The following is a 24,446-nucleotide window of genomic DNA, read 5'->3' as shown; positions in this document are numbered from 1 at the left end:
CTCTAAAGTCCTGCCGGATTGCTGCCGAAGAGGTCAGTGACCCTTCAAACACGGATCATTCCGGCTTTCCCCAGCCGGCTTCCGTCCCCGCCCTTCCCCAGGAGGCCCGGTGTCAGTTCTCCTTGAGCAGCCTTCGAGCCTGGTCGCCTACCGCCCGAACAAGCCGACCGCCATGGTCGTCGTGGCCGACCCCCGCGTCCGCTCCACCGTCACCCGCCATCTGTGGGCCCTCGGTGTGCGGGACGTGATCGAGGCGTCGTCCATCGCGGAGGCCCGTCCCCGCGTCGGCAACCCACGCGACATCTGCGTGGCCGACGTCCACCTGCCGGACGGTTCCGGCCTCACCCTGCTGTCCGAGACCCGGGCGGCCGGCTGGCCGAACGGTCTCGCCCTCTCCGCCGCCGACGACATCGGCGCCGTCCGCAACGCCCTGGCCGGTGGCGTCAAGGGCTACGTCGTCACCGGCACCCGCACCAACCTGGGCCTGCCGGGCCGGCCGGGCGCCGCGCCGATCGGCGCCAACGCGGCCCGCATGCAGCGCCGCCCGCCGGGCGCCCCGGGCCACCCCGGTGGCTACCGCGAGCTGTCCGGACGCGAGGTGGAGGTCTTGCGGCTGGTGGCGGAGGGCCAGTCCAACAAGGCCATCGGCGTCTCGATGGGGCTGTCGGCACTGACCGTCAAGAGCCACCTCGCCCGGATCGCGCGCAAGCTCGGCACCGGCGACCGAGCCGGGATGGTGGCGGTCGCACTGCGCACCGGAATCATCCACTGACCTCCACTTTCCGACCCGTCCCGCCCGTCGGGGGAACATTCCCCCGACGGGCGACGCGCATCCACAGATACCCTTGACTGGTGACCGACGCCCAAAAGACCGCAGCAGACACGACACTGCGAGCACCCGGAGAATCGCCTCCGGATTCCCGACCGGCGCCGGTACCCCTACTGGAACCGCGCGAGGGCATCCCCCCGGTGACCGCCACCGGTGAGGCACTCGCCGAGGTCGTCGCCGCCTTCGCGGCGGGCCGCGGCCCGGTCGCGGTGGACGCCGAGCGCGCCTCGGGCTACCGCTACGGCCAGCGCGCCTATCTCGTCCAGCTGCGCCGCGAGGGCGCCGGCAGCGTGTTGATCGACCCGGTCGGCTGCCCCAGCCTCGCCGCACTGGGGGACGTGATCTGCGACACCGAGTGGGTGCTGCACGCCGCGACCCAGGACCTCCCGTGCCTGCGCGACATAGGGATGCTGCCCACCAAGCTGTTCGACACCGAGTTGGCCGGGCGGCTGGCCGGTTTCGCCCGGGTCGGCCTGGGCGCCATGGTGGAGAACGTCCTCGGCTACGCCCTGGAGAAGGGGCACTCGGCCGTCGACTGGTCCACCCGTCCGCTGCCCGACCCGTGGCTGCGCTACGCCGCGCTCGACGTCGAGTTGCTGGTGGACCTGCGCGACGCCCTGGAGGAGGAGCTGGACCGGCAGGGCAAGCTGGAGTGGGCCCGGCAGGAGTTCGCGGCCATCGCCGCCGCTCCTCCGGCACCGCCCCGCAAGGACCCCTGGCGCCGGACGTCCGGCATGCACAAGGTGCGCCGGCGCCGGCAGATGGCGGTCGTGCGGGAGCTGTGGACGCTGCGCGACCAGGTCGCCCAGCGGCGCGACGTCTCGCCCGGCAAGGTGCTCGGCGACGCCGCGATCATCGAGGCGGCGCTCCAACTCCCGCCCAACACCCATGCGCTGGCCGGCCTGTCCGGCTTCGGGCACCGGATGGGCCGGCGACAGCTGGAGCAGTGGCAGACCGCCGTCGACCGCGCCCGGGCACTGCCCGACAGCGAGCTGCCGCAGCCCGGCCAGCCGCTGAACGGCCCGCCGCCGCCCCGTTCGTGGGCCGACAAGGACCCGGCCGCTGCGGCCCGGCTGTCGGCCGCCCGCGCGGCGGTGACCACGCTCGCCGAGCAGCTGAACCTGCCGCAGGAGAACCTCATCACCCCGGACACGGTGCGCCGGGTGTGCTGGGAGCCGCCGACCGGTGCGACCCCGGAGACGGTCGCCGAGGTCCTCGCCGGACACGGCGCCCGTCCCTGGCAGATCGAGCTGGTCTCCCCGCTCCTCGCCGAGGCCCTTCAGGCCAACGGCTCCTGACCGAAGACCGATCCGACACCACCGACGGCCCCGGCCGCGCATCCACCGCGCGGCCGGGGCCGTCGGCGTCGGCGGCCGGCGCGGCGCGGTGCTCCGGGGCGTCGGGCGCGCTCGCCTCCCGACGGGTTCCGGCCACCGGGAGGTGTGACGTTCGCCGCTCCGGGCGAGGGGGGTGTGCAGCTTGGTTACCCGTAAGTAGCATGGGCGTGTGACGCGTCCTCCGGGGCGCGCGTGCAGCAGTGCCATCCCGCACCTGGAGGAGAGCCAACGTGCCTCGTACCGCTAGGGACGTCGTCTTCGTCGACGGCGTCCGCACCCCGTTCGGCAAGGCGGGCCCGAAGGGCATTTACCACGAGACCCGCGCCGACGACCTGGTCGTCAAGTGCATCCGGGAGCTGCTGCGCCGCAACCCGGACCTGGACCCGGCCCGGATCGACGAGGTCGCCCTCGCCGCCACCACCCAGATCGGCGACCAGGGCCTGACCCTGGGCCGCACCGCCGCCATCCTGGCGGGGCTGCCGCAGTCGGTGCCCGGCTTCTCCGTCGACCGGATGTGCGCCGGTGCGATGACCGCGGTGACCGCCGTGGCCGGCGGGGTGGCCCTGGGCGCGTACGACATCGCCGTGGCCGGCGGCGTCGAGCACATGGGTCGGCACCCGATGGGCGAGGGCGTGGACCCCAACCCGCGCTTCGTGTCGGAGAAGCTGGTCGACCAGTCCGCGCTCTTCATGGGCATGACGGCGGAGAACCTCCACGACCGGCTGCCGCACCTCACCAAGCAGCGCGCCGACGAGTACGCGGTGCGCAGCCAGGAGAAGGCCGCGAAGGCGTACGCCAACGGCAAGATCCAGCAGGACCTGGTGCCGATCTCGGTGCGCCGGACCTCCCCCGAGGGCGGCGAGCTCGGCTGGGGCCTGGCCACGGCCGACGAGCCGATGCGCCCGGGCACCACGCTGGACAACCTGACGGGTCTGAAGACCCCGTTCCGCCCGCACGGCCGGGTGACCGCGGGCAACGCCGCCGGCCTCAACGACGGCGCCACCGCCTCGCTGATCGCCGCCGAGGACGTGGCCCGCGAGCTGGACCTGCCGGTGAAGATGCGCCTGGTGGACTACGCCTTCGCCGGCGTCGAGCCCGAGGTCATGGGCATCGGCCCGGTCCCGGCGACCCAGAAGGCGCTGGCCAAGGCCGGTCTGACGATCGATGACATCGGCCTGTTCGAGATCAACGAGGCGTTCGCCGTCCAGGTGCTCTCGCTGCTCGACCACTACGGCATCGCCGACGACGACCCGCGGGTCAACCAGTACGGCGGCGCGATCGCCTTCGGCCACCCGCTGGCGTCCTCCGGCGTGCGTCTGATGACGCAGCTGGCGCGGCAGTTCGAGGAGCAGCCGGAGGTCCGCTACGGCATCACCACCATGTGCGTCGGCTTCGGCATGGGCGGCACCGTTATCTGGGAGAACCCGCACCACAAGGGGGCAGGCAAGTGACCACCACCGCTGAGCTGTTGAAGGGTGCGGCCGAGCTGTTCCCGGACGAGGTCGTGACGCAGGCGCACGTGCGCCACCTCGACCTGCCCAAGGGCGCGGGCAGGTTCGCGCTCATCACGCTGGACAACGGCCTGGACCACACCAAGCCGACCACCTTCGGTCCGCAGTCGCTGGCGAACCTCAACACCGCCATCGACCAGGTCGAGCGGGAGGCCGCGGACGGCTCGGTCGTCGGCGTCGGCATCACCGGCAAGCCGTTCATCTTCGCCGTCGGCGCCGACCTCAAGGGCGTCGAGCTGCTGGGCCGGCACGAGGACGCGCTGGCCATCGGCAAGGGCGGCCACGACGTCTTCAAGCGGCTGTCCGCGCTGGCCGTGCCGACCTTCGCGTACTACAACGGCGCCGCGATGGGCGGCGGCGTCGAGGTCGGTCTGCACTGCACCTACCGCACCGTCTCCAAGGCGCTGCCGGCCTTCTCGCTGCCCGAGGTCTTCCTCGGTCTGGTCCCCGGCTGGGGCGGCTGCGCGCTGCTGCCGAACCTCATCGGCGCGGACCGCGCGGTGAGCGTGATCATCGAGAACTCGCTCAACCAGAACAAGCAGCTCAAGGGCGAGCAGGTCTTCGAGCTCGGCATCGCGGACGCGCTCTTCGAGGGCGCGGACTTCCTGGAGCAGTCGCTGCTCTGGACCGCTTCGGTGCTGGCGGGCGACACCGAGGTCGTACGGGCCGAGATCGACCGCGGCGAGGCGTGGGACGCCGCCGTGGCGCGCGGCAAGGCCATCGCCGACGGCAAGGTGCACGGTGCGGCCCCGGCCGCCTACCGCGCGCTGGAGATCATCGCGGCCGCCAAGAACGGCGACCTGGGGCAGGGCTTCGACGCCGAGGACCAGGCGCTGGCCGACCTCATCATGGGCGGTGAACTGCGCTCCGGCATCTACGCGTTCAACCTGGTGCAGAAGCGCGCCAAGCGGCCCGCCGGCGCGCCGGACAAGTCGCTGGCCCGTCCGGTCACCAAGGTGGGCGTCGTCGGCGCCGGCCTGATGGCCTCTCAGCTGGCGCTGCTGTTCGCCCGCCGCCTGGAGGTCCCGGTCGTCCTCACCGACATCGACCAGGCCCGGATCGACAAGGGCGTGGCGTACGTCCACGGCGAGATCGACAAGCTGCTGCTCAAGGGCCGCGTCAACCAGGACAAGGCGAACCGCCTCAAGGGCCTGGTCTCCGGCCACCTCGACAAGGCCGCCGCGTTCGGCGACGCGGACTTCGTCATCGAGGCCGTCTTCGAGGAGATGGGCGTCAAGCAGCAGGTGTTCGCCGAGGTCGAGGCCGTGGTGCCGGAGCACGCCGTGCTCGCCACCAACACCTCGTCCCTCTCGGTCACCGAGATGGCCTCGAAGCTCAAGCACCCCGAGCGGGTCGTGGGCTTCCACTTCTTCAACCCGGTCGCCATCCTGCCGCTGCTGGAGATCGTCCGCGCGGAGCAGACCGACGACGCGTCGCTGGCCACCGCCTTCGCGGTCGCCAAGTCGCTGAAGAAGACGGCCGTGTTGGTGAAGGACGCCCCGGCGTTCGTCGTCAACCGCATCCTGACCCGCTTCATGGGCGAGATCCAGAACGTGATCGACGAGGGCACCCCGGTCGCCGTCGCCGAGAAGGCGGTCGAGCCGCTCGGCCTGCCGATGTCGCCGCTGGTCCTGCTGGAGCTGGTCGGCCCGGCGATCGGCCTGCACGTCTCCGAGACGCTGCACGGCGCCTTCCCGGACCGCTTCACGGTCTCCCCCAACCTCAAGGCGGTCGTCGAGGCCGGCAAGCGCGGCTTCTACGTCTACGACAGCGGCAAGCCGGAGCTGGACCCGGAGGTCGCCGCGCTGCTGAAGCAGGGCGACGCGGTGCTGACCGAGCAGCAGGTCCGCGACCGGGTGCTGGACGCCGTCGCGCAGGAGATCGGCCTGATGCTGGACGAGGACGTGGTGGCCGAGGCGCAGGACATCGACCTGTGCCTGATCACCGGTGCCGGCTGGCCGTTCCACCTGGGCGGCATCACGCCGTACCTGGACCGTGAGGGCGTCTCCGAGCGGGTGACCGGGAAGAAGTTCCTGGCCCCGGGCGTCGCGAGCGTGCCCGCCTAAGCGGCCCTGAGGGACGTTCGTCCCGCGGAAGTCGACGCGCGGACCGGCTCGGTGGAGCCGGTCCGCGCGTCGTGCGTGCGGCACCCGCCGGCGACCGGCGGCGCCCCGGCCGTGGCAGGCTGACCGCATGGAGTGCTTGCTCATCGTCGATGCCGCGAACGTGGTCGGCTCGGTGCCCGACGGCTGGTGGCGGGACCGGCGCGGCGCCGCCGAACGGCTGCGGGACGCGCTGGTCGAGACCGCCGCGACGGGCCTGCCCGGCCTGGTCGATCCGCCGCTGGAGCTCGTCCTGGTGGTGGAGGGCGCGGCGCGCGGGGTGGCGTCGGTGCCGGGCGTGCGGGTGGTGTCGGCGGACGGCAGCGGCGACGACGCGATGGTGCGGCTGGTGGCCGAGGAGGGCGCGGGGCGGGACTGTCTGGTGGTCACCGCGGACCGCGGACTGCGCGAGCGCGTGCAGGCGCTGGGCGCCCGCGTGGCGGGGCCGCGGACGGTCCGACGCGGCAGAGGGCCCGGCGACGCCCGATAGCCCGTCAGCGCGGCGTCTGCGGCCGCGTGGCACGTGCGGGCCGTTGCGGACGACCGACCGCGGGCCCGCCACGCATCGGCACGCGCGCTACGGCCGGGCCTCGGCCCCGGTGCGCCGGCGCTCCCGGAGGGCGAGCCGGCTGTGGCTGCGCCCGTAGACGAAGTAGACGACGAAGCCGAGCGCCATCCAGATCGCGAACCGGATCCAGGTCTCGGCGGGCAGGTTGAGCATCAGCCAGAGCGAGGCGAGCACCGACAGCAGGGGAACGAACGGGACGAACGGGGTCCTAAAGGCGCGCGGCAGGTCGGGGCGGGAACGGCGGAGCAGGACGACGCCGAGGGCGACCACGACGAAGGCGAAGAGCGTCCCGATGTTGACGAGTTCGGCCAGCACGTCGATGGAGGTGAAGCCGGCGACCACCGCGACCACGGTGCCCAGGACGATGGTGGACCGGTGCGGGGTGCCGAACTTCGGGTGCACCCGGGAGAACACCTGGGGCAGCAGCCCGTCCCGGCTCATCGCGAAGAACACCCGGCTCTGGCCGAGCAGCAGGATCATGCAGACCGAGGTCAGGCCGACCGCCGCGCCGAAGCTGATCAGGCCCGCGTAGAACGGGTGGCCGACGTGTTTGAAGGCGTCGGCGAGCGGGGCGTCCACGGACAGCCGGTCGTACTTCTCCATGCCGGTGACGACGATCGACACCGCCACGTAGAGCAGGGTGCAGATCGCCAGCGAGCCGAGGATGCCGCGCGGGACGTCGCGCTGCGGGACCCGGGTCTCCTCGGCAGCGGTGGCCACGATGTCGAAGCCGATGAAGGCGAAGAAGACCACCGCGGCCGCCGCGAAGATGCCCATCACGCCGAAGTGGGACGGGGCGAAGCCGAACATCAACTGGGAGAGCGGGGCGGCCAGTCCGCCGCCGGCCGCGCTCGGTTGGCTCGGCGGGACGAACGGCCGGTAGTTGGCCCCGGAGACGAAGAACGAACCGGCGACGACGACCAGCAGCACGACGGTCACCTTCACACCGACGACCACCGCCGTCACCCGGGAGGAGAGCTTCATGCCGAGCACCAGGATGGCGGTGATCACCAGGACCAGGACGCAGGCGAGCAGGTCGAAGCCGAACCGCCCGCCGTGGCTGCCGGACAGCTCCGGCGGCAGGTGCAGCCCCCCGGTGTCGAGCAGCGAGCGCACGTAGCCGGACCAGCCGACGGCGACCACCGCACAGCCCAGGGCCAGCTCCAGGATCAGGTCCCAGCCGATGATCCAGGCGGGCAGCTCGCCCAGTGACGCGTACGAGAAGGTGTACGCCGAGCCGGCGACCGGCACGGTGGAGGCGAACTCCGCGTAGCACAGCGCCGCCAGCGCGCAGACCACGCCGGCGACGACGAAGGAGAGCGCCACCGCGGGACCGGCCTGCTCCTTGGCGATCTTCCCGGTGAGGACGAAGATGCCGGTGCCGATGACCACCCCGACGCCGAAGACGGTCAGGTCGAGCGCCGAGAGGGACTTCCTGAGGGCGTGTTCGGGCTCCTCGGTGTCCTGGATCGACTGTTCGACGCTCTTCGTCCGCAGGACTCCGCGGTCGCGGCGCGTCCCGCCCCGCGGCTCCGGCGGCGCTCCCCCCGGCCCGTGCCCCCCTGGTCCGTGTCCCTGTGGTCCGTGCTCTGTGCTCATGGGCGAACCTCCGCCTGGAAGACCCTCGCAACTCTCCTGAACTGACCGAGTCTCTGCAATGTCGGGAAACGGTCAGTGGCGGCGGGCCTTCGGGGGGCGCGGTTTCACCCGATGGGGTGGGAACCCCAGAGCAGCCGATGGGCCGGCCGGAACATCCCTGGGGACGTCCGGCCGGCCCCTCGGGCGGGCGGTGCGGGCCGCGGGTCAGTCGCGGGCCGCCTCGGCGGGCTCGGCCGCGTCGACGGTGTCCCGCGCGGCGGGCGGGGCGACGGTGCCGGTGGCGGCCTCGTCGCGGTTGTCCATCTTGGCGACCAGGCCGGTCACCTGGCGGGCGATGTCCGGCGCGGTGAGTCCGACCTCGGCCATGACCTCCTTGCGGGAGGCGTGGTCCAAGAAGCGCTCGGGGATGCCGAAGTCGCGCAGCGGGACGTCCACCCCGGCGTCGCGCAGCGCCTGCGCGACGGCCGAACCGACGCCGCCGGTGCGGATGTTGTCCTCGACGGTGACGACCACCCGGTGCTCGGCGGCCAGGCCCGGCAGCGCCTCGTCGACCGGCTTGACCCAGCGGGGGTCGACGACGGTGGTGGAGATGCCCTGCTTGTCCAGCAGGTCGGCGACCTCCAGGCACATCGGGGCGAGCGCGCCGACCGAGACCAGCAGGACGTCCGGGCGCCCGGTGGCGGCGGGCGCGCGCAGCACGTCCATGCCGCCGACCCGACCGACCGCCTCGACGGCCGGACCGACCGCGCCCTTGGAGTAGCGCACCACGGTCGGGGCGTCGTCGACCTCGACGGCCTCCCGCAGCTGGGCGCGCACCTGGTCGGCGTCGCGCGGCGCGGCCAGCCGCAGGCCGGGGACGACCTGGAGGATCGACATGTCCCACATGCCGTTGTGGGAGGCGCCGTCGGTGCCGGTGACGCCGGCCCGGTCCAGGACGAAGGTGACGCCGCACTTGTGCAGCGCGACGTCCATCAGGACCTGGTCGAAGGCGCGGTTGAGGAAGGTCGCGTAGACCGCGAAGACCGGGTGGAGTCCGGCGGTGGCCATGCCGGCGGCGGAGACCGCGGCGTGCTGCTCGGCGATGCCGACGTCGTAGACCCGGTCCGGGAACTCCTTGGCGAACTTCTCCAGGCCGACCGGCTGGAGCATGGCCGCGGTGATGGCCACGATGTCGTCGCGCTCCTTGCCGAGCGCGACCATCTCGTCGCCGAAGACGCCGGTCCAGTCCTTGCCGCCGGAGGACAGGGGCAGGCCGGTGTCCGGGTGGATGGGGCCGATGCCGTGGAAGCGGTCGGCCTCGTCCTGCTCGGCGGGACGGTAGCCGCGGCCCTTCTCGGTGAGGCAGTGCACGATCACCGGGCCGCCGAAGCGCTTGGCGCGGGTCAGCGCGGACTCCAGGGCCTCGACGTCGTGGCCGTCGATCGGGCCGACGTACTTCAGGCCCAGGTCCTCGAACATGCCCTGCGGCGCGATGAAGTCCTTCAGGCCCTTCTTGGCGCCGTGCAGGGTCTCGTAGAGCGGCTTGCCGACGACCGGGGTGCGCTCCAGGATGTCCTTGCCGCGGGCCAGGAAGCGCTCGTAGCCGTCGGTGGTGCGCAGGGTGGCGAGGTGGTTGGCCAGCCCGCCGATGGTCGGTGCGTAGGAGCGCTCGTTGTCGTTGACGACGATGACCAGCGGGCGGTCCTTGGCGGCGGCGATGTTGTTGAGCGCCTCCCAGGCCATACCGCCGGTGAGGGCGCCGTCACCGATGACGGCCACCACCCGGTCGTCCCGGCCGCGGACCTCGTGGGCCTTGGCGATGCCGTCGGCCCAGCCCAGGACCGTCGAGGCGTGGCTGTTCTCGATGACGTCGTGTGCGGACTCGGCCTGCGAGGGGTAGCCGGAGAGGCCGCCCTTGGCCTTGAGCTTGGAGAAGTCCTGCCGGCCGGTCAGCAGCTTGTGGACGTAGGACTGGTGTCCGGTGTCCCACAGGACCTTGTCCTTGGGTGAATGGAAAACACGGTGCAGGGCGATGGTCAGTTCGACCACGCCGAGGTTCGGGCCGAGGTGTCCGCCGGTCTTGGAGACCGCGTCGACGAGGAAGCCACGGATCTCCGCCGCCAGCTGCGTGAGCTGCTCGGACGAAAGCCGGTCCAGGTCGCGCGGCCCCTTGATACGGGTCAGCAATGCCACCCCATGCCTCCTTGCTGCCGTAGGTCGAGCTTGCCGATCAGATGAGTCTAATGTCGCGCCCGCCGCCGGCGCGGCCGGGCCCGGCGATGTATGTCACTCGGGTGACGGTCGTCTCGCACGCCGTTTCGGCTCGTGGCGGCGGATGCCCCGGGCATGGCGCGGCCCCCCTCGGACCGCGTCCGAGGGGGGCCGGATTCCGCCGGGCTCCGGAGACTGTTGCCGTCTTACGACATTGCGCGGCCCGAGGCGCGACGGTGCCGCCCGACCGGCCGGCGGTCAGCTGCGCCCGGCGGTCTTCTGGGTGCGGCGCGACAACGAGTCGATCACCACGGCGGCCAGCAGCACCGCGCCGGTGATCATGTACTGGATCTCGCTGGCCATGCCGAGCAGGTTCAGGCCCTGCTGGATCGACTGGATGACCAGCATGCCCAGCAGCGCGGACCAGATCTTGCCGCGGCCGCCGAAGAGGCTGGTGCCGCCGATGACCGCCGCCGCGATGACGTTCATCAGGGTGTTGCCGGAGCCCAGGTTCTTGGTGGCGCCGCCGGAGAGGCTGGCGATGAACAGGCCGCCGAAGGCGGCGAGCATCCCGGAGATCGCGAAGACCGTGATCCGGACCCGGTTGACGTTGATGCCGGCCCGCCGGGCGGCCTCCGCGTTGCCGCCGACCGCGAAGATCTGCCGGCCGAAGGCGGTGCGGCGCACCACGAAGTCGGCGAGGACCAGGACGGCGAGGAAGAGCACCAGGGCCAGCGGCAGGCCGCGGGCGCCGGACGGCTCGTTGAGGACGTAGGCGACCGCGAAGGCGAGCACCGCGACCACGCCGGTGCGCAGCAGGACCTCGCTGAGCGGCCGGGAGGGCAGGGCGGCGGCCCGGCGGCGCCGGGTGTCCAGCAGCAGCGAGCCCGCGTAGGCGAGCACCGCGACCAGTGCCAGGCCGTAGGCGGCGGCCTTGTCCTCGAAGTAGTAGCCGGTGAGGTCCTCCACCAGGCTGCCGCTGGGCGTGTTGATGGAGCCTTCCTTGCCCATCAGCCAGATCTGCAGGCCGCTCCAGCCCAGGAAGCCGGCCAGGGTGACGACGAACGCGGGCACCCCGATCTTGGCGAAGAAGAACCCGTGGAGGGCACCGATGACGGCGCCGGCGGCCACCGCGATCAGCACCGACAGCCCGTCGTCGAGTCCGTGGGTGACGCTCAGCACCGCCCAGACCGCCGCGCCCACGCCGGCGACCGAGCCGACCGAGAGGTCGATCTCGCCCAGCAGCAGGACGAAGACGATGCCGACGGCCATGATGCCCATGCCGGAGGTGTAGACCCCGATGTTGGCGAGGCTGTCCGCGGAGAGGAAGCTGCTGTTCTTGAGCTGGAAGACGACCGCGATGACGACCAGGCCGATGACGACCGGCAGGGACCCCAACTCGCCGCCGCGCAGCCGGCGCGCGAACTCGTCGAGGTAGCCGGCGAATCCTTTCTCCCGGACCAGCAGCCGGGGGTCGACGGCGGCCGGCTGCGCGGCCTTCGGCTCGGCCTCGGCGGTCTGCTGCTCGCTCATGCCCCGGCCTCCTTCTTCAGCTGGTCGGTGCGCGCCCGGCGACGGGTGACGGCGTTGTCGGAGGCGCCGGTGATGGCGGCGATGATCTCTTCGTGGGAGGTGTCGGCGACGTCGAAGACACCGTTGTTGCGGCCCAGGCGCAGGACCGCGACCCGGTCCGCGACGGCCTGCACGTCGGCCATGTTGTGGCTGATCAGGATGACGCCGAGGTCGCGCTCGCGCAGCCGCTCGACCAGGTCGAGGACCTGCGCGGTCTGCTCGACGCCCAGGGCGGCGGTCGGCTCGTCGAGGATGACGACCTTCGGCTCGCCGATCAGCGCGCGGGCGATGGCGACGACCTGCCGCTGACCGCCGGAGAGCGCGGCCACCGGGATGCGGACGCTGGGGATCCGGATGGACAGGGTGTCCAGGAGCTCCTTGGCCCGCTTCTCCATGGCGATCTCGTCGAGGACGCCGGCGGTGCGAAGCTCGCTGCCGAGGTAGAGGTTGGCGACCACGTCGAGGTTGTCGCAGAGCGCGAGGTCCTGGTAGACGGTGGCGACGCCGAGGTCCTGGGCGTCGTGCGGCTTCGCGATGCGGACCGGCGCGCCCTCCCATTCGACGACGCCGTCGTCGACCGGGTGGACGCCCGAGATGGTCTTGACGAGGGTGGACTTCCCGGCGCCGTTGTCGCCGACGAGGGCGACCACCTCACCGGCGTGGATCTCCAGCGTGACGTCGGTGAGCGCCTGGACGGCGCCGAACCGCTTGGAGACCCCGCGCAACGCCAGGACGGGCGGAGCGGACACGTGAATCATCTCCTTCACCGCCGTCGCTGCGGCGGGAATGGTGGTGCGAGTGCGGGGGTGCGGGCCCCGGCGCGGCGGCCGGGGGGGGCCGCCGGCGGGGGCGGGTCGGTGGCGGGCCGGACGACGCCCGCCGCCCGCCCTACTTGATGCCCGCCGCCGCGCAGGCCGCCTTGACGTCACTGATGCAGATCCGGCTCGCGGGGTAGACCTTGTCCTTGACGATCGTGTCCTTGATGTTGTCCTTGGTCACGACCTGGGCGTCGTACAGCTTGGCCGGGATGCCCTTGACCTCGCCGCTGAGGCTGTCGACCTTGGTGGGCGTCAGGGAGTCGGTCTTCTCGCCCTTGAGCAGCCGGACCGCGATCTCGGCGGTGGTGTCGGCCTGCGGCTGGATCTGCTTGTAGATCGAGAACGTCTGGTCGCCGCTGAGGATCCGCTGCAGGCCCGCGAGCTCGGAGTCCTGGCCGCCGACCGGGACCTTGATGCCCTGCTGCTTGAGGGCGGTGATGATGCCGCCGGCCATGCCGTCGTTGGCGGAGTAGACGCCCTGGATGGCGTCCTTGCCGAGCGAGTCGATGGCGGCGGCCATCTTCTTGTTGGCCTCGTCCGAGGACCAGTCCGGGATGTCCTGCTCGTAGACGACCTTCTTGACCTGCTTGTCGAGGACGCTGTGGGCGCCCCGCTTGAAGAACGGCGCGTTGGGGTCGGTCGGCGAGCCGTTGATCATGACGACGTTGCTGTCCTTTGCCCGGTCGCCGAGCGCCTTGACCAGCGCCTCGCCCTGGAGGCGGCCGATCTTCTCGTTGTCGTAGGAGACGTAGGCGGAGATCTCGCCCTCGGCCAGGCGGTCGTAGGCGATGACCTTGACGCCCTGCTTGGCGGCCCGGTTCACCCAGGACTTGGTGGCCTTGTAGTCGACCGGGTCCAGGATGATCACCTTGACGCCCTGCGTGATCAGGGCGTCGAACTGCTTCTTCTGGTTCTGGGTGTCCTGGTCGGCGTTGTTGTACTTGACCTTGCAGTCACCGCAGAGCGCCTCGATCTTCTTCGTGATCAGGGGCCGGTCGAAGGTCTCGTAACGGGTGGTCTTGTTCTCCGGCAGCAACAGGCCGATGGTCTTTCCGTCACCACCACTGGTACCGCCGTCGCCGGCCTTGCCGCAGGCGGCCACGAAGAGGGCCATCGAGACGGCGGCGGTGCCTATGACGACGCGACGCGTCCACACATTCAGCGCATTCATTGGGGGTGCCTCCCTGACATGGCCGCGTCGTTGCGGCCGAGGTGGCTGGAAGTCAACTCGGCCGCCAGCCGACCGTCAAGGAGTAAATCCTTAACGAGATGACAACGGTGCCATGCGTTAGGGGCCTGAAGTTAAGCCGCTCATGTCAGGGCGGGCGCGTCCGGGTTCCGGGCCCCGTCGAGCAGGGTCGAATCGCCCATCTCGCTCAGCACCAGGGCGAGCGCGCCCAGCACCTCGGCGCGGCCGCCGAGGGTGCCCGGCACGATGCCCAACTGCCGTGCGGCGCTGGGGATCGCGTACCGCGACACCGACTCCCGGATCGGCGCGAGGACCAGTTCGCCGGCCTCGGCGAGGTCGCCGCCGAGCACCACCCGGCTGGGGTTGAGCAGGTTGCAGAGGTTCGCCACGCCGCTGCCGATGTGCCGGCCCACGTCCGCGATCACCCGCCGGCACCCCGGGTCGCCCTCGCGGGCCAGCTGGACCACCCGCGCCATGGTGAGGTCGGGGCCGTGGCTCGGCTGGAGCAGCGGCAGGACGTACCGGGCCGCGGTGAAGGTCTCCAGGCAGCCGCGGTTGCCGCAGCGGCAGACCGGGCCGGACTCGTCGAGGGTGATGTGCCCGATCTCGCCGGCCGTGCCGCCCGGGCCGCGGTAGATCTGGCCGCTGATCACCAGCCCGGCGCCGACGCCGCTGGCCACCTTGATGTACGCCAGGTCCGCCGCGCCGCGCCCGCCGCCCCACACCAGCTCGCCGAGCGCGCCGAGGTTGGCGTCGTTGTCGACGTAGACCGGGACGCCGAGCCGCCCGGACAACTCCTCGCCGGGGTTGGTCCCGGACCAGCCCGGCAGGATCGTGGTCGAGCCCAGGGTGCCGGACTCCACGTCGATCGGGCCGGGGACGCCCAGCCCGACGCCGATGACCTTGTCCGCATCGATCCCGGTGCGCGCGATCAACGTGCTGACCAGCCGCTCGGCCCGGTCGAAGCCCTCGGCGGCGGAGGCGTCCACGTCGATCGGCTCGGCCTCCTCGGCGAGCACCTCGTGGGCGAGGTTGCCGACCGCCACCCGCAGGTGGGAGTGGCCGAAGTCGACGCCCACCACGATGCCGGCGTCGCCGGACAGCGAGACGCTGCGCGCCCGGCGGCCGCCCGCGGAGGTGGGCGTCACCTCGACGGTCCCGCCGTCCTTCAACTCACGAACGATGTTCGAGACGGTGGCCGCGGACAGCCCCGTGCTCCGGGCGATCTCCGCCTGGGTGAGCGAGCCCGCCATGCGCACCGCGCGGACCACCCGCTCCAGATTGGCCCGGTGCAGCGAGGACTGCGACCCCGGAGTCTCCATCGACTCATCCACTCCCGCCTGGGGCGGACAGTGCGACGACTGCCCGCCGGCCGCACCCGCGTCATCGGGGGGCGGCAACCGATTTCAACATGTGAACTCTAAGAAGAACTCCAGCGGGGAAGTCCCGTCAAGGCGTTGAGGCCGGGGGGAACCGGCGGCCCGGGCATGCGGGGAGGACGGTCCCACTGAGTGGGAAACCGCCCTCCCCCGTGCGGCCCGGGCGGGGCCGGCGGGCTACTTGAGCGCGCCCGCCGTCAGCCCGGCCTGCACCTGCCGTTGGAAGAGGACGTAGACGAGCAGCACCGGCAGCATCGCGATCATCATGCCGGCCATCAGCCCGCCCCAGTCGCCCTGGTAGCCCTGTTGCAGCGCGAGGTTGGCCAGGCCCTGGGTGAGCACGTACTTGTCCTCGTCCTGGTTGAGGACCATCGGCAGCAGGTACTGGTTCCACTGCCCCAGGAAGTTGAAGATCCCGACGCTGATCAGGCCCGGCTTGGCCATCGGCAGCATGACCTGGAAGAACGTCCGGACGTGCGAGGCGCCGTCGATCATCGCCGCCTCCGCCACCGACGTGGGCAGGGTGCGGAAGAACGCCGTCATGAAGAAGACGGTGAACGGCAGCGAGTAGGCGATGTAGACGGCGATCAGGCCCTGGTACGTCGCCAGCAGCGGGACGCCGGGGAAGTCCCGCAGCACGAAGAAGAGCGGGATCACCAGCATGAAGACCGGGAAGGACATGCCGGCGACGAAGAGGTAGTAGATGAGGCGGTTGCCGGGGAACTGGAAGCGGGCCAGGACGTAGCCGGCCATGGACCCCAGCACCATCGTCCCGGTGAGCGAACCGCCCACCACGATGAGGGTGTTGAGGAACATCTTGCCGATGTTGGCCTTCTCCCAGGCGTTGACCCAGTTCTCGAAGTGGAGCTTGCCCGGGAGGGACCACGGGGAGGTGAGGATGTCGCCGCTGCTCTTGAAGGAGCTCCACAGCACCCACAGCAGCGGCATGCCCACCATCAGCGCCCACACGACGAGCATGCCGTGCGAGAAGACGTTGAGCGTGCCGCCCTCGGAGGTCCGGCGCGGCCGTGCCGCGGTGGTTCGTGTCGTCATGCGCCCTGCCCCTAGTACTCGATCCGCTCACGGCGCGCGAAGCGCATCGTGAGGACGGCGAACAGCAGCGTGACGACGAGCATGGCGACGCCCATCGCGGCCGCGTAGCCGAACTGACTGTCGCGGAAGGCGGTCAGGTACAGGCGGAGCGGAACGACGTCGGTCGCGCCGTCCGGACCGCCCATGTTGACCGACATGATCTGCACCAGCGCGAAGGCGTCCATCGCGATGATGCCCATGTAGACCCAGCCCGTCTGCACGGTGTCCCACAGCAGGGGCAGGGTGATCCGGAAGAACGTCTGCGAACGGCCCGCGCCGTCGAGCAGGGCGGCCTCGTAGATGTCCCGGGGAATGGAGGCCATGGCGGCGGAGAACAGCACGACGTAGAAGCCGACGTTGGCCCAGACCATCACCAGCATGATGCAGGCCAGGGCCAGGCTCCCCTCCCCCAGCCAGGCGCTCTGCAGGGAATCCAGGCCGAGCACGCCGAGCAGGGAATTGAGCATGCCGTCGTGCGGATCCGGATTGTAGATGTTGAACCAGATCACCGAGATGATGGTGATCGAGATGACCTGCGGGAAGAAGTAGACGAATTTGTAGAACGTCGCGCCGCGGACGCCGGTGATGACCGCGCCGCGGCGGGAGCGGCCGCCGACGTTCAGCATGAACGCGAAGAACAGCCCCAGTGCCAGCGTGGCGATCGGCACCAACACCAGCATGACGACGTTGTGCTTGAGCGCATTCCAGAATTCATCGCTGTGCAGCAGTTTTCCGTAGTTGCCCAGCCCGACGCTCTTGGCGGTGCCGCGCAGGCCGCTCCATTCCGTGGTGGAAATCTGGAACGCCTGGACGAACGGTGAGATCACGAAGATCCCGTAGAGCAGCAGGGGCAGGGCCAGGAACCCCACGATGAATCGGTACTTGCCGTGGCGCATGAGCTCCCCGGCCCTCCCTCGTCAGCGGTGGAACGTGGATGGATCCCCGGTCGGGAAGCTCGGTCAGGTGGCGCGGTGGAACTTGGTGACGGAGCTGTCCTTCGCGACCTCGTCCGCGTACTGCTGGGCCTTCTTGATCCAGTCCGCGGCCTTGAGTTCACCGGTGAGGAGCTGGCTGGTGAGTCCGCCGAGCTTTTCGTCGGTCAACTTCGGGTACCACTCCTGGAGCTGGATCATCAGGAGGTTCTTGCCGCCCTCCTTGACGGACTTGGCGGCGGACGCCAGGCCCGGCGAGAGCTGCATTCCGTCGGTCGCGCCCTGGACGGACGTGAGCGACTTGACCTTGGTGGCGAAATTCTGCGCGTGCTTCTTGGAGAGCATGATGCGCAGCAGTTCCATGCCGCCGAGGGGGTTCTTGCCGCCCTTGGCGACGATGAACGGCTCACTGGGTTCGGCGCGCAGCGTGCCGTGCGGCATCCTGTCGCCGGTGCCGCCGTTGAAGAGCGGGCCGACGGCCATGTCGAAGTCGGCCGGGGTGGTGGGCGCGGCCTCGTTCTCCACCCAGGAGCCGTTGGGGATGAAGGCCGCCTTGCCGCGGGTCCAGGCGGTCTGCGACTGGATGTGCGTCAGGCCCTGGCTGCCTTCGAGGAAGTAGCCCTTGGCGGCCAGCTCCTCGTAGTGCCCGATGACCTGCTTGACCGCGTCGTTGGAGGTCCAGGCGCCCGGCTCCAGGTTGTCGATGGCGATCCACTTGTCCAGGCCGCCGATCTTGGCGATCTGGGCGAAGACGTTGAAGTGGACGTAGTACGGGTACTTCCCCGGATACGTCCAGGGCGCGATGCCCGCCTTCTTGATCTCGGCGCAGAGGCTGATCATCTCGTCGAAGGAGGTGGGATAGGCCCAGCCCTTGTCCTTCAGCAGCTTGTTGGAATACCAGGTGCCGTACACCGTGAAGGCGTAGTAGAAGACGTCGAAGGTGTCCTTGTGCTTGCCCTTTTCGATGGTGCTGGGGTAAAGCGTGTCCCGCACCTTCTTCTTCGGGTCGTCCATCGACGGGGCGTCCAGCAGTGCGGTGAGGTCCTGCAACTGCCCCTGTGCGGAAAGGGTGTTCATGTCGAGGTGGTCGGCGCCGGAGTTGTCGATCAGGTCGGGCGGATTGCCGCCGGCGAAGCGCGGCTGGAGTTTCGGGCCGATCTGCTGGGTTCCGGTGTGCTTGACCGTCGTGCCGTAGGTCTTGTTGTAGTCGGCTTCGGCGTCCTTGGCGTACTGGTCGCCGAGGCCCCCCTTGAAGATGAATGCCTCCAGCGACACGCCGTTCTTCACGCCGAGCGGATTCCTGGCCGAGGTGGCGCCCTTGTTCTTGGTGCCGTCCTCGGTGCCGCCGCCGCCCCCGGTGGCGCAGGACGACAGGGCGCCCATGGTCGGTACCGCGAGAATTCCCAGGGCCGCGGCCCGCTTGACCAGATCGCGACGGCCTACTTCTGAGGTGGATCCCATGCTCAAGTCCTCGCCTTCTTCAGGACTCAGGCGGTGTACCGGAGCCACCCCGGCACCGCGGGTCAGATGAAGCTGAGTTGTACGGGATGTGCACCGGGCGAGCTAGGGATATGCGGGAAATTCCGACGCCCCCGCTTTCCCCCCGGAATCCGGCCTGGCGGTCGTACGGCCGGTATCGGACGCCGATAGGTATAGTCCACTTCCAGCCGAACGGGCAAGATCGTGCACCGAGTTGGCCGGGAGTCTTTCCCTAGTTGAGACCTCTCCGACATGCGCCTGCGGTGCGCCCGGATCGAGGGTGCGGCCGCCGGGCACGAGCCCGACCGCTCGCAAGGGGCCGGGGCCGCGACACGAGCGTCGGCGGCGCGCCGCCACACCCTTGACACCCGCGCCGCCGCGCACCTTACTTATCTCTGCACTACGCAACTGACAACGATGTCAATCCCGTTGAGAGGGCTCGCGCGTGCGGCACAGACACCGGCACAGTCCACTGCGGAGGATCGCCCGCCCCGCCGCCCTCGCGGCGGCCGCCCTGCTCGTCCTGGTGGGGCCGGGCACGACCGGACCGGCCCAGGCGGCGCCGCCCCAACCACCGGGCACCGCAGCGCAGTTCCGCTCCTCCTTCGAACCGGGCCAGCCCGCACCGGACTGGACCGACACCGTCGAGACCGGCCCGGACGGCCGCCCCCGGACCTCCGGCGTCGCCGCCGCCTCCGCGCCCGGCGGGCCCGGCATGGACACCGCCCCCGACACCGGCCCCGCCGACTCCCCCACCGCCAAGGCGCACGCCGGGTTCACCGGCGGCCACGCGCTGCGCTACGCCGGCACGCACACCGCCGCCGGCCGGGCCTACTCGTACAACAAGCTGTTCGCCGTGCACGTCCCCGTCACCCCCACCACCACGCTCTCGTACAAGCTGTTCCCGCAGATGTCCGGGACCGACCTCGACTACCCGGCCACCCACGTCGCGGTCGACCTGGCCTTCACCGACGGGACGTACCTGAGCGAGCTGGCCGCGACCGACCAGTACGGGGCCCGGCTGACCCCGCAGGGCCAAGCCGCCGCCAAGACGCTCTACGTCAACCAGTGGAACGCCCGGGAGTCCCGGATCGGCGCGGTCGCCGCCGGGAAGACCGTCGCCCGGATCCTGCTCGCCTACGACGCGCCCCGGGCGCCGCGCACCGCGCCGGCCTTCCGCGGCTGGCTCGACGACGTCGCCCTCGGCCCCAAGGCCCCGGAGAAGCCGTTCGCCCACCTCTCCGACCACGCCGTCACCACCCGCGGCACCCTCTCCAGCGGCAGCTTCTCGCGCGGCAACACCTTCCCCGCCACCGCCGTGCCGAACGGTTTCACCTTCTGGACGCCGGTGACCAACGCCGGCTCCACCGACTGGCTCTACGAGTACGCGCGGAAGAACAACGCCGACAACCTCCCCACCCTCCAGGCGTTCAGCGCCAGTCACGAGCCGAGCCCCTGGATGGGCGACCGGCAGACCTTCCAGGTGATGCCGTCCACCGCGGCGGGCACCCCGGACGCCTCGCGCACCGGGCGAGCGCTGCCCTTCCACCACGAGCGCGAGACCGCGCGGCCGTACCAGTACGCGGTGACCTTCGACAACGGCCTGCGCACCGAGATCGCGCCGACCGACCACGCGGCGGCGATGCGGTTCACCTTCCCCGGCGCCGACGCCAACCTGATCTTCGACAACGTCAGCAACAAGGGCGGTCTGACCCTGGACCCCGCGCACGGCGTCCTCTCCGGCTACTCCGACGTCCGCAGCGGGCTCTCGGTCGGCGCCGGCCGGCTGTTCGTCTACGGCGTGGTGGACGCGCCCGTCACCGCGAGCGGACCGCTGCCGGGCGGCGGGGGCAAGGACGTCACCGGCTACCTGCGGCTGCGGCCGGGCGCGGACCGCACGGTGACGCTGCGACTGGCCACCTCGCTGATCGGCGTCGAGCAGGCGAAGGCGAACCTCGCCCGGGAGATCCCCGACGGCACCTCCTTCACCACCGTCCGGGACCGCGCCCGCGCCCAATGGGACGCGCTGTTGGGCCGCGTCGAGGTCGAGGGGGCCACCCGCGACCAGCTGACCACCCTCTACTCCAACCTCTACCGGCTGTACCTCTATCCCAACTCCGTTTCGGAGCAGGTGGGTTCGCGGATCCGGTACGCCAGCCCGTTCTCGCCGCCGGTCGGCCCGGACACCCCCACCCGCACCGGCGCGAAGATCGTCGACGGCGCGGTGTACGTCAACAACGGCTTCTGGGACACCTACCGCACGACCTGGCCGGCCTACTCCCTGTTCACCCCCGGCCGGGCCGGGAAGATGGTGGACGGGTTCGTCCAGCAGTACAAGGACGGCGGCTGGATCTCCCGCTGGTCCTCGCCCGGCTACGCGGACCTGATGACCGGGACCAGTTCGGACGTCGCGTTCGCCGACGCCTACGTCAAGGGCGTGCGGTTCGACGCCGCGGCGGCCTACGACGCGGCGGTCAAGAACGCCACCGTCGCCCCGCCGTCCGCCGGCGTCGGACGGAAGGGCATGGCCACCGCGCCGTTCCTCGGCTACACCAGCACCGACACCCGCGAGGGCGCGTCCTGGGCACTGGAGGGCTACCTCAACGACTTCGGCATCGCCCGGATGGGACAGGCCCTCTACGCCAAGACCCACAACCCCCGGTACAAGGAGGAGTCGCGGTACTTCCTGGGCCGGGCCCGCAACTACGTGCGGCTCTTCGACCCCCGCACCGGCTTCTTCCAGGGGAAGGACGCCCAAGGCGACTGGCGGCTGCCGCCGGACCGCTTCGACCCCCGCGTCTGGGGCTACGACTACACCGAGACCAACGCCTGGACGTTCGCCTTCACCGCCCCGCAGGACACCCGCGGACTGGCCAACCTCTACGGCGGCCGGGCCGGCCTGGCGAAGAAGCTGGACGCCTACTTCAGCACCCCGGAGACCGCCGCCAAGCAGTTCGCCGGCTCCTACGGCGACGTCATCCACGAGATGACCGAGGCCCGCGACGTGCGGATGGGCATGTACGGGCACAGCAACCAGCCATCGCACCACATCGCGTACCTCTACGACGCGGCCGGGCAGCCCGCCAAGACGCAGGCGAAGGTCCGCGAGGTGCTCTCCCGGCTCTACCTCGGCAGCGAGATCGGCCAGGGGTACCCGGGCGACGAGGACAACGGCGAGATGTCCGCCTGGTACGTCTTCAGCGCCCTGGGCTTCTATCCGTTGGTGATGGGCCAGGGCGAGTACGCGGTGGGCTCACCGCTGTTCACCAAGGCCACCGTCCACTTGGAGAACGGCCGCGACCTCGTCGTCAACGCGCCCGGCAACAGCGCCCGCAACGTCTACGTACAGGGCCTGAAGGTGAACGGCCGGCCGTGGAACCGCACCGCCCTGCCGCACGCCCTGCTCGCCCGCGGCGGAACCCTGGACTTCACCATGGGACCGCGCCCCTCCACCTGGGCCACCGGGCCGGACGCCGCGCCGACCTCCGTCACCAAGGACGACGCGGTGCCGACGCCGCCCACGGACCTGACCGTCCCGGACGGCGGCCCGCTGACCGACGACACGTCGGACACCTCCGCCACGGTCTCCCGCGCGACCTTCACCGTCCCGGCCGGCTCCACGGTCTCCTCGTACACCCTCACCTCCGCGACCGCCTCGAAGGCTCCCGGGGAATGGCTGCTGGAAGGCTCCGACGACGGCACGCACTGGTTCCCCCTGGACCACCGGACCAACCAGCGCTTCGCCTGGGACCGCCAGACCCGCCCCTTCTCCCTGCCCGCCCCCAGTACCCACCGCCACTACCGCCTCACCCTGCCCCACCCGGCACCCCTCGCCGAGACCGAACTGCTGGGGCAACACGGGCCAGTTGGGGCTTCCGTGCACTAACGAGCCGGTTATCCCCTTTGACGGATAATCGTTCGGTTGCAAAGATTGGGTAAATGCCGCGCCATGCCCTGGTATAGGGCATGGCGCTACCCATGTCCGAACAACTGGAGATTCACGTGGGCTTCCTTCCCGGCCGTCAGCGTGGCCGCGCGCTCACCCGGCTCGCGACCGCAGTGCTCGCAGCGACCCTGCTGGGCACCACCGCGGGAACCGCCGTCGCCGACACCCCGGCCCCCGTCCCGGCACCCCTGAAGAACGTCGACACACTGAAGTCGGCCACCCCCGGCGCCCCGAAGGCCCCCCGCAGCCGCATGGGGTACGCCGCACCGGGCGAGGTGAGCGCCCCCTTCTTCCCCTTCTCCGGCGTGGACCGCAACGGCGACCTCTACATGCAGGAGTCGAACGGCAGCGGCTTCGACGCGCGCGAGTACAGGTGGTTCGACTGGGACGTCTTCAAGGCCGCCCAGCGGGTCGACCACAACAAGGACGGTTACGAAGAGGGCCTCTACACCTGGGACTTCAACGGCAACCTCTTCTACTCCGACTTCACCCTGGACGAGGCGGAGACCCGCCTCATCGGCGGCGGCTGGAACACCTACGACAAGGTCCTGTCCCCGGGCGACCTCGGCGGCGCCAAGGAATCCGACATCATGGCCGTCGACAAGTCCGGCGTGCTGTACGTCTACCTCGCCTACCCCAACGGCAAGGTGACACCGCGCATCAAGATCGGCGCCGGCTGGGGCGCGTACACCCAGATAGCCGGCCAGGGCGACCTCACCGGTGACGGCAAGACCGACATCGTCGCCCGCGACAAGGCGGGCGTCCTGTGGCTCTACCAGGGCACCGGCAACCCCAAGGCCCCGTTCCAGGCCCGGCAGAAGATCGGCGCCGGCTGGAACTCCTACAACTACCTGCTCTCCACCGGCGACGTGGACCGCGACGGCAACGCCGACCTGCTGGCCCGCACCGCCGGCGGCGAGCTGATGCTCTACAAGGGCACCGGCAACGCCCGGGCGCCGTACGCCAAGCCCGTCAAGCTCGGTTGGGGTTACCAGACCTACCGCCTGATGTTCTGAAGTCCATGGCCGGTCACCCCGCGAGGGGCGCCGGTGTTGGAAGGATCACAGGACGGAACAACCCGGACACCGCCGGACACACGGATCGGTCGGTCCGTCGTCCGGGACCGCCGGACCCGCGTCTTCTCGATCGGTTGGCCCGTTTCGCACCGCCAGGTACCGAATCGTCACCGGCGAAAAGGTTGTACGGGCGGAGAGATGGCTGGTCACAGACCCGGCAAAGTAGTTGACACGTGAAGGAGCCCTGCGGAAGATCCTGAGCTCCGGAGACCTTCGGCGCGCCCCTGCGGGGGCGCGCCGTCGTCGTCCCGGGTCCCTCTCGATCCCAACCACGGAGAACTACGTGGCAATACCCTTCGGCCGCAAGCGCGGACGTGCCCTGTCCCGTCTCGCCACCGCGGCCATCGCCGTCGCACTGGCCGGCACCGCTGCCGGCACCTCCTTCGCGGCGGACAACCCCGGCTCGGCCGCCCGGAACGCCGTCCAGGCGACCCCGCAGGCGCCGGCCAAGGCCCCCCGGGCGATCACCGGCGTCACCGCCGGCGGTCCGAGCGCGGCCAACCCGGTCTTCACCCTCTTCGGCGTGGAGTCCTCCGGTGCCACCTACGTCTACGACGTCGACGGCTCGGGCAAGTTCACGGCCCGCCAGAAGGTCGACGACCTCGGCGACGTGCGCGCCAACCAGCAGGCGGTGGACAACGACGCCGACGGCATCGCCGACGGCGTCTGGCTCTGGGACCCCAGCGGCAACCTGTACTTCAGCAACGCCGCCACCCCGGACAGCGTCCGGATCGGCGGCGGGTGGAGCGCCTACGACAAGGTGCTCTCCCCCGGCAACCTCGGCGGCGCCAAGGAGTACGACATCCTCGCCCGCGACCGCAACGGCG

The 24,446-nt window shown here is 70.8% G+C and carries 16 protein-coding genes and 1 pseudogene; 8 read left to right on the top strand and 9 right to left on the bottom strand.

The genetic code is table 11. From position 1 onward, the window contains the following. The first annotated feature begins 109 nt into the window (after positions 1 to 109). The 5 genes from ACJ6WD_RS19110 (at position 110) to ACJ6WD_RS19090 (ending at position 6,269) form a co-directional block, all read left to right on the top strand. Positions 110 to 772 (top strand): response regulator transcription factor, encoded by a 663-nt coding sequence (locus tag ACJ6WD_RS19110; RefSeq protein ID WP_016573641.1) that lies wholly within the window; start codon positions 110 to 112, stop codon positions 770 to 772. A gap of 80 nt (positions 773 to 852) precedes the next feature. Continuing rightward, positions 853 to 2,127, top strand: coding sequence for a ribonuclease D (locus tag ACJ6WD_RS19105; RefSeq protein ID WP_078487421.1), 1,275 nt, complete (start codon positions 853 to 855; stop codon positions 2,125 to 2,127). Between the two features lie 269 nt (positions 2,128 to 2,396). Then, a complete protein-coding gene (locus ACJ6WD_RS19100; protein WP_016573643.1) occupies positions 2,397 to 3,617 on the top strand; it encodes an acetyl-CoA C-acyltransferase in 1,221 nt (406 codons plus the stop codon). Next, a complete protein-coding gene (locus ACJ6WD_RS19095) occupies positions 3,614 to 5,743 on the top strand; it encodes a 3-hydroxyacyl-CoA dehydrogenase NAD-binding domain-containing protein (RefSeq protein ID WP_331246681.1) in 2,130 nt (709 codons plus the stop codon). The genes ACJ6WD_RS19100 and ACJ6WD_RS19095 overlap by 4 nt, the downstream gene beginning before the upstream one ends. A 127-nt stretch (positions 5,744 to 5,870) precedes the next feature. Next, complete coding sequence (locus ACJ6WD_RS19090) at positions 5,871 to 6,269, top strand: hypothetical protein (RefSeq protein WP_016573645.1); 399 nt, start codon at positions 5,871 to 5,873, stop codon at positions 6,267 to 6,269. A gap of 87 nt (positions 6,270 to 6,356) precedes the next feature. Here ACJ6WD_RS19090 and ACJ6WD_RS19085 read toward each other — a convergent pair whose 3' ends face one another. From ACJ6WD_RS19085 to ngcE, 9 genes are all read right to left on the bottom strand, one after another. Beyond that, positions 6,357 to 7,946 (bottom strand): amino acid permease, encoded by a 1,590-nt coding sequence (locus ACJ6WD_RS19085; RefSeq protein WP_233657827.1) that lies wholly within the window; start codon positions 7,944 to 7,946, stop codon positions 6,357 to 6,359. A 204-nt stretch (positions 7,947 to 8,150) separates the two neighbouring features. Continuing rightward, on the bottom strand, positions 8,151 to 10,118 hold the full coding sequence (gene dxs, locus ACJ6WD_RS19080; RefSeq protein WP_038522327.1) for a 1-deoxy-D-xylulose-5-phosphate synthase: 1,968 nt from the start codon (positions 10,116 to 10,118) through the stop codon (positions 8,151 to 8,153). 276 nt (positions 10,119 to 10,394) lie between these two features. Beyond that, entirely contained in the window at positions 10,395 to 11,669 is a 1,275-nt protein-coding gene (locus ACJ6WD_RS19075; protein WP_233657826.1) for a sugar ABC transporter permease, read from the bottom strand. Then, complete coding sequence (locus ACJ6WD_RS19070) at positions 11,666 to 12,466, bottom strand: ATP-binding cassette domain-containing protein (protein ID WP_233657825.1); 801 nt, start codon at positions 12,464 to 12,466, stop codon at positions 11,666 to 11,668. Before ACJ6WD_RS19070 ends, ACJ6WD_RS19075 begins: the two co-directional genes overlap by 4 nt. Before the next feature lie 130 nt (positions 12,467 to 12,596). Beyond that, the gene (locus ACJ6WD_RS19065) at positions 12,597 to 13,640 is read right to left on the bottom strand and encodes a substrate-binding domain-containing protein (protein ID WP_233657942.1); all 1,044 of its coding nucleotides are present in this window, start codon (positions 13,638 to 13,640) and stop codon (positions 12,597 to 12,599) included. 197 nt (positions 13,641 to 13,837) lie between these two features. Next, entirely contained in the window at positions 13,838 to 15,037 is a 1,200-nt protein-coding gene (locus ACJ6WD_RS19060) for an ROK family transcriptional regulator (RefSeq protein ID WP_233657824.1), read from the bottom strand. A 234-nt stretch (positions 15,038 to 15,271) separates the two neighbouring features. Further along, positions 15,272 to 16,147 carry a carbohydrate ABC transporter permease gene (locus tag ACJ6WD_RS19055; RefSeq protein WP_407616221.1) on the bottom strand — a complete coding sequence of 292 codons (876 nt, stop codon included), beginning with the start codon at positions 16,145 to 16,147 and terminating at the stop codon, positions 15,272 to 15,274. Positions 16,148 to 16,158: 11 nt separating this feature from the next. Beyond that, positions 16,159 to 17,082, bottom strand: a complete 924-nt coding sequence (locus ACJ6WD_RS19050) for a carbohydrate ABC transporter permease (RefSeq protein ID WP_016575515.1) — start codon at positions 17,080 to 17,082, stop codon at positions 16,159 to 16,161. A 63-nt stretch (positions 17,083 to 17,145) separates the two neighbouring features. Further along, a complete protein-coding gene (gene ngcE, locus ACJ6WD_RS19045; RefSeq protein WP_407616220.1) occupies positions 17,146 to 18,579 on the bottom strand; it encodes an N-acetylglucosamine/diacetylchitobiose ABC transporter substrate-binding protein in 1,434 nt (477 codons plus the stop codon). 463 nt (positions 18,580 to 19,042) lie between these two features. Here ngcE and ACJ6WD_RS19040 point away from each other — a divergent pair, with 463 nt between their 5' ends. The 3 genes and pseudogenes from ACJ6WD_RS19040 to ACJ6WD_RS19030 form a co-directional block, all read left to right on the top strand. Then, positions 19,043 to 22,483, top strand: coding sequence for a GH92 family glycosyl hydrolase (locus ACJ6WD_RS19040; protein ID WP_407616219.1), 3,441 nt, complete (start codon positions 19,043 to 19,045; stop codon positions 22,481 to 22,483). A 92-nt stretch (positions 22,484 to 22,575) separates the two neighbouring features. After that, positions 22,576 to 23,559, top strand: a complete 984-nt coding sequence (locus ACJ6WD_RS19035; RefSeq protein WP_331246679.1) for an FG-GAP-like repeat-containing protein — start codon at positions 22,576 to 22,578, stop codon at positions 23,557 to 23,559. Between the two features lie 343 nt (positions 23,560 to 23,902). Then, positions 23,903 to 24,446: pseudogene (locus ACJ6WD_RS19030) on the top strand (hypothetical protein); the annotation flags it as partial.

Source organism: Streptomyces sp. VTCC 41912 (assembly GCF_045799175.1).
Lineage (GTDB): Bacteria > Actinomycetota > Actinomycetes > Streptomycetales > Streptomycetaceae > Streptomyces > Streptomyces albulus_C.
This window is presented reverse-complemented; position numbering and strand designations above follow the sequence as displayed.

Bases quoted from the DNA above. Each gene is read 5' to 3' on its own strand.
- ACJ6WD_RS19090 (WP_016573645.1), top strand. From the start codon at position 5,871: ATGGAGTGCTTGCTCATCGTCGATGCCGCGAACGTGGTCGGCTCGGTG.
- ACJ6WD_RS19085 (WP_233657827.1), bottom strand. From the start codon at position 7,946: ATGAGCACAGAGCACGGACCACAGGGACACGGACCAGGGGGGCACGGG.
- ACJ6WD_RS19075 (WP_233657826.1), bottom strand. From the start codon at position 11,669: ATGAGCGAGCAGCAGACCGCCGAGGCCGAGCCGAAGGCCGCGCAGCCG.
- ACJ6WD_RS19070 (WP_233657825.1), bottom strand. From the start codon at position 12,466: ATGATTCACGTGTCCGCTCCGCCCGTCCTGGCGTTGCGCGGGGTCTCC.
- ACJ6WD_RS19065 (WP_233657942.1), bottom strand. From the start codon at position 13,640: ATGGCCCTCTTCGTGGCCGCCTGCGGCAAGGCCGGCGACGGCGGTACC.
- ACJ6WD_RS19060 (WP_233657824.1), bottom strand. From the start codon at position 15,037: ATGGAGACTCCGGGGTCGCAGTCCTCGCTGCACCGGGCCAATCTGGAG.
- ACJ6WD_RS19055 (WP_407616221.1), bottom strand. From the start codon at position 16,147: ATGACGACACGAACCACCGCGGCACGGCCGCGCCGGACCTCCGAGGGC.
- ACJ6WD_RS19050 (WP_016575515.1), bottom strand. From the start codon at position 17,082: ATGCGCCACGGCAAGTACCGATTCATCGTGGGGTTCCTGGCCCTGCCC.
- ngcE (WP_407616220.1), bottom strand. From the start codon at position 18,579: ATGGGATCCACCTCAGAAGTAGGCCGTCGCGATCTGGTCAAGCGGGCC.
- ACJ6WD_RS19035 (WP_331246679.1), top strand. From the start codon at position 22,576: ATGTCCGAACAACTGGAGATTCACGTGGGCTTCCTTCCCGGCCGTCAG.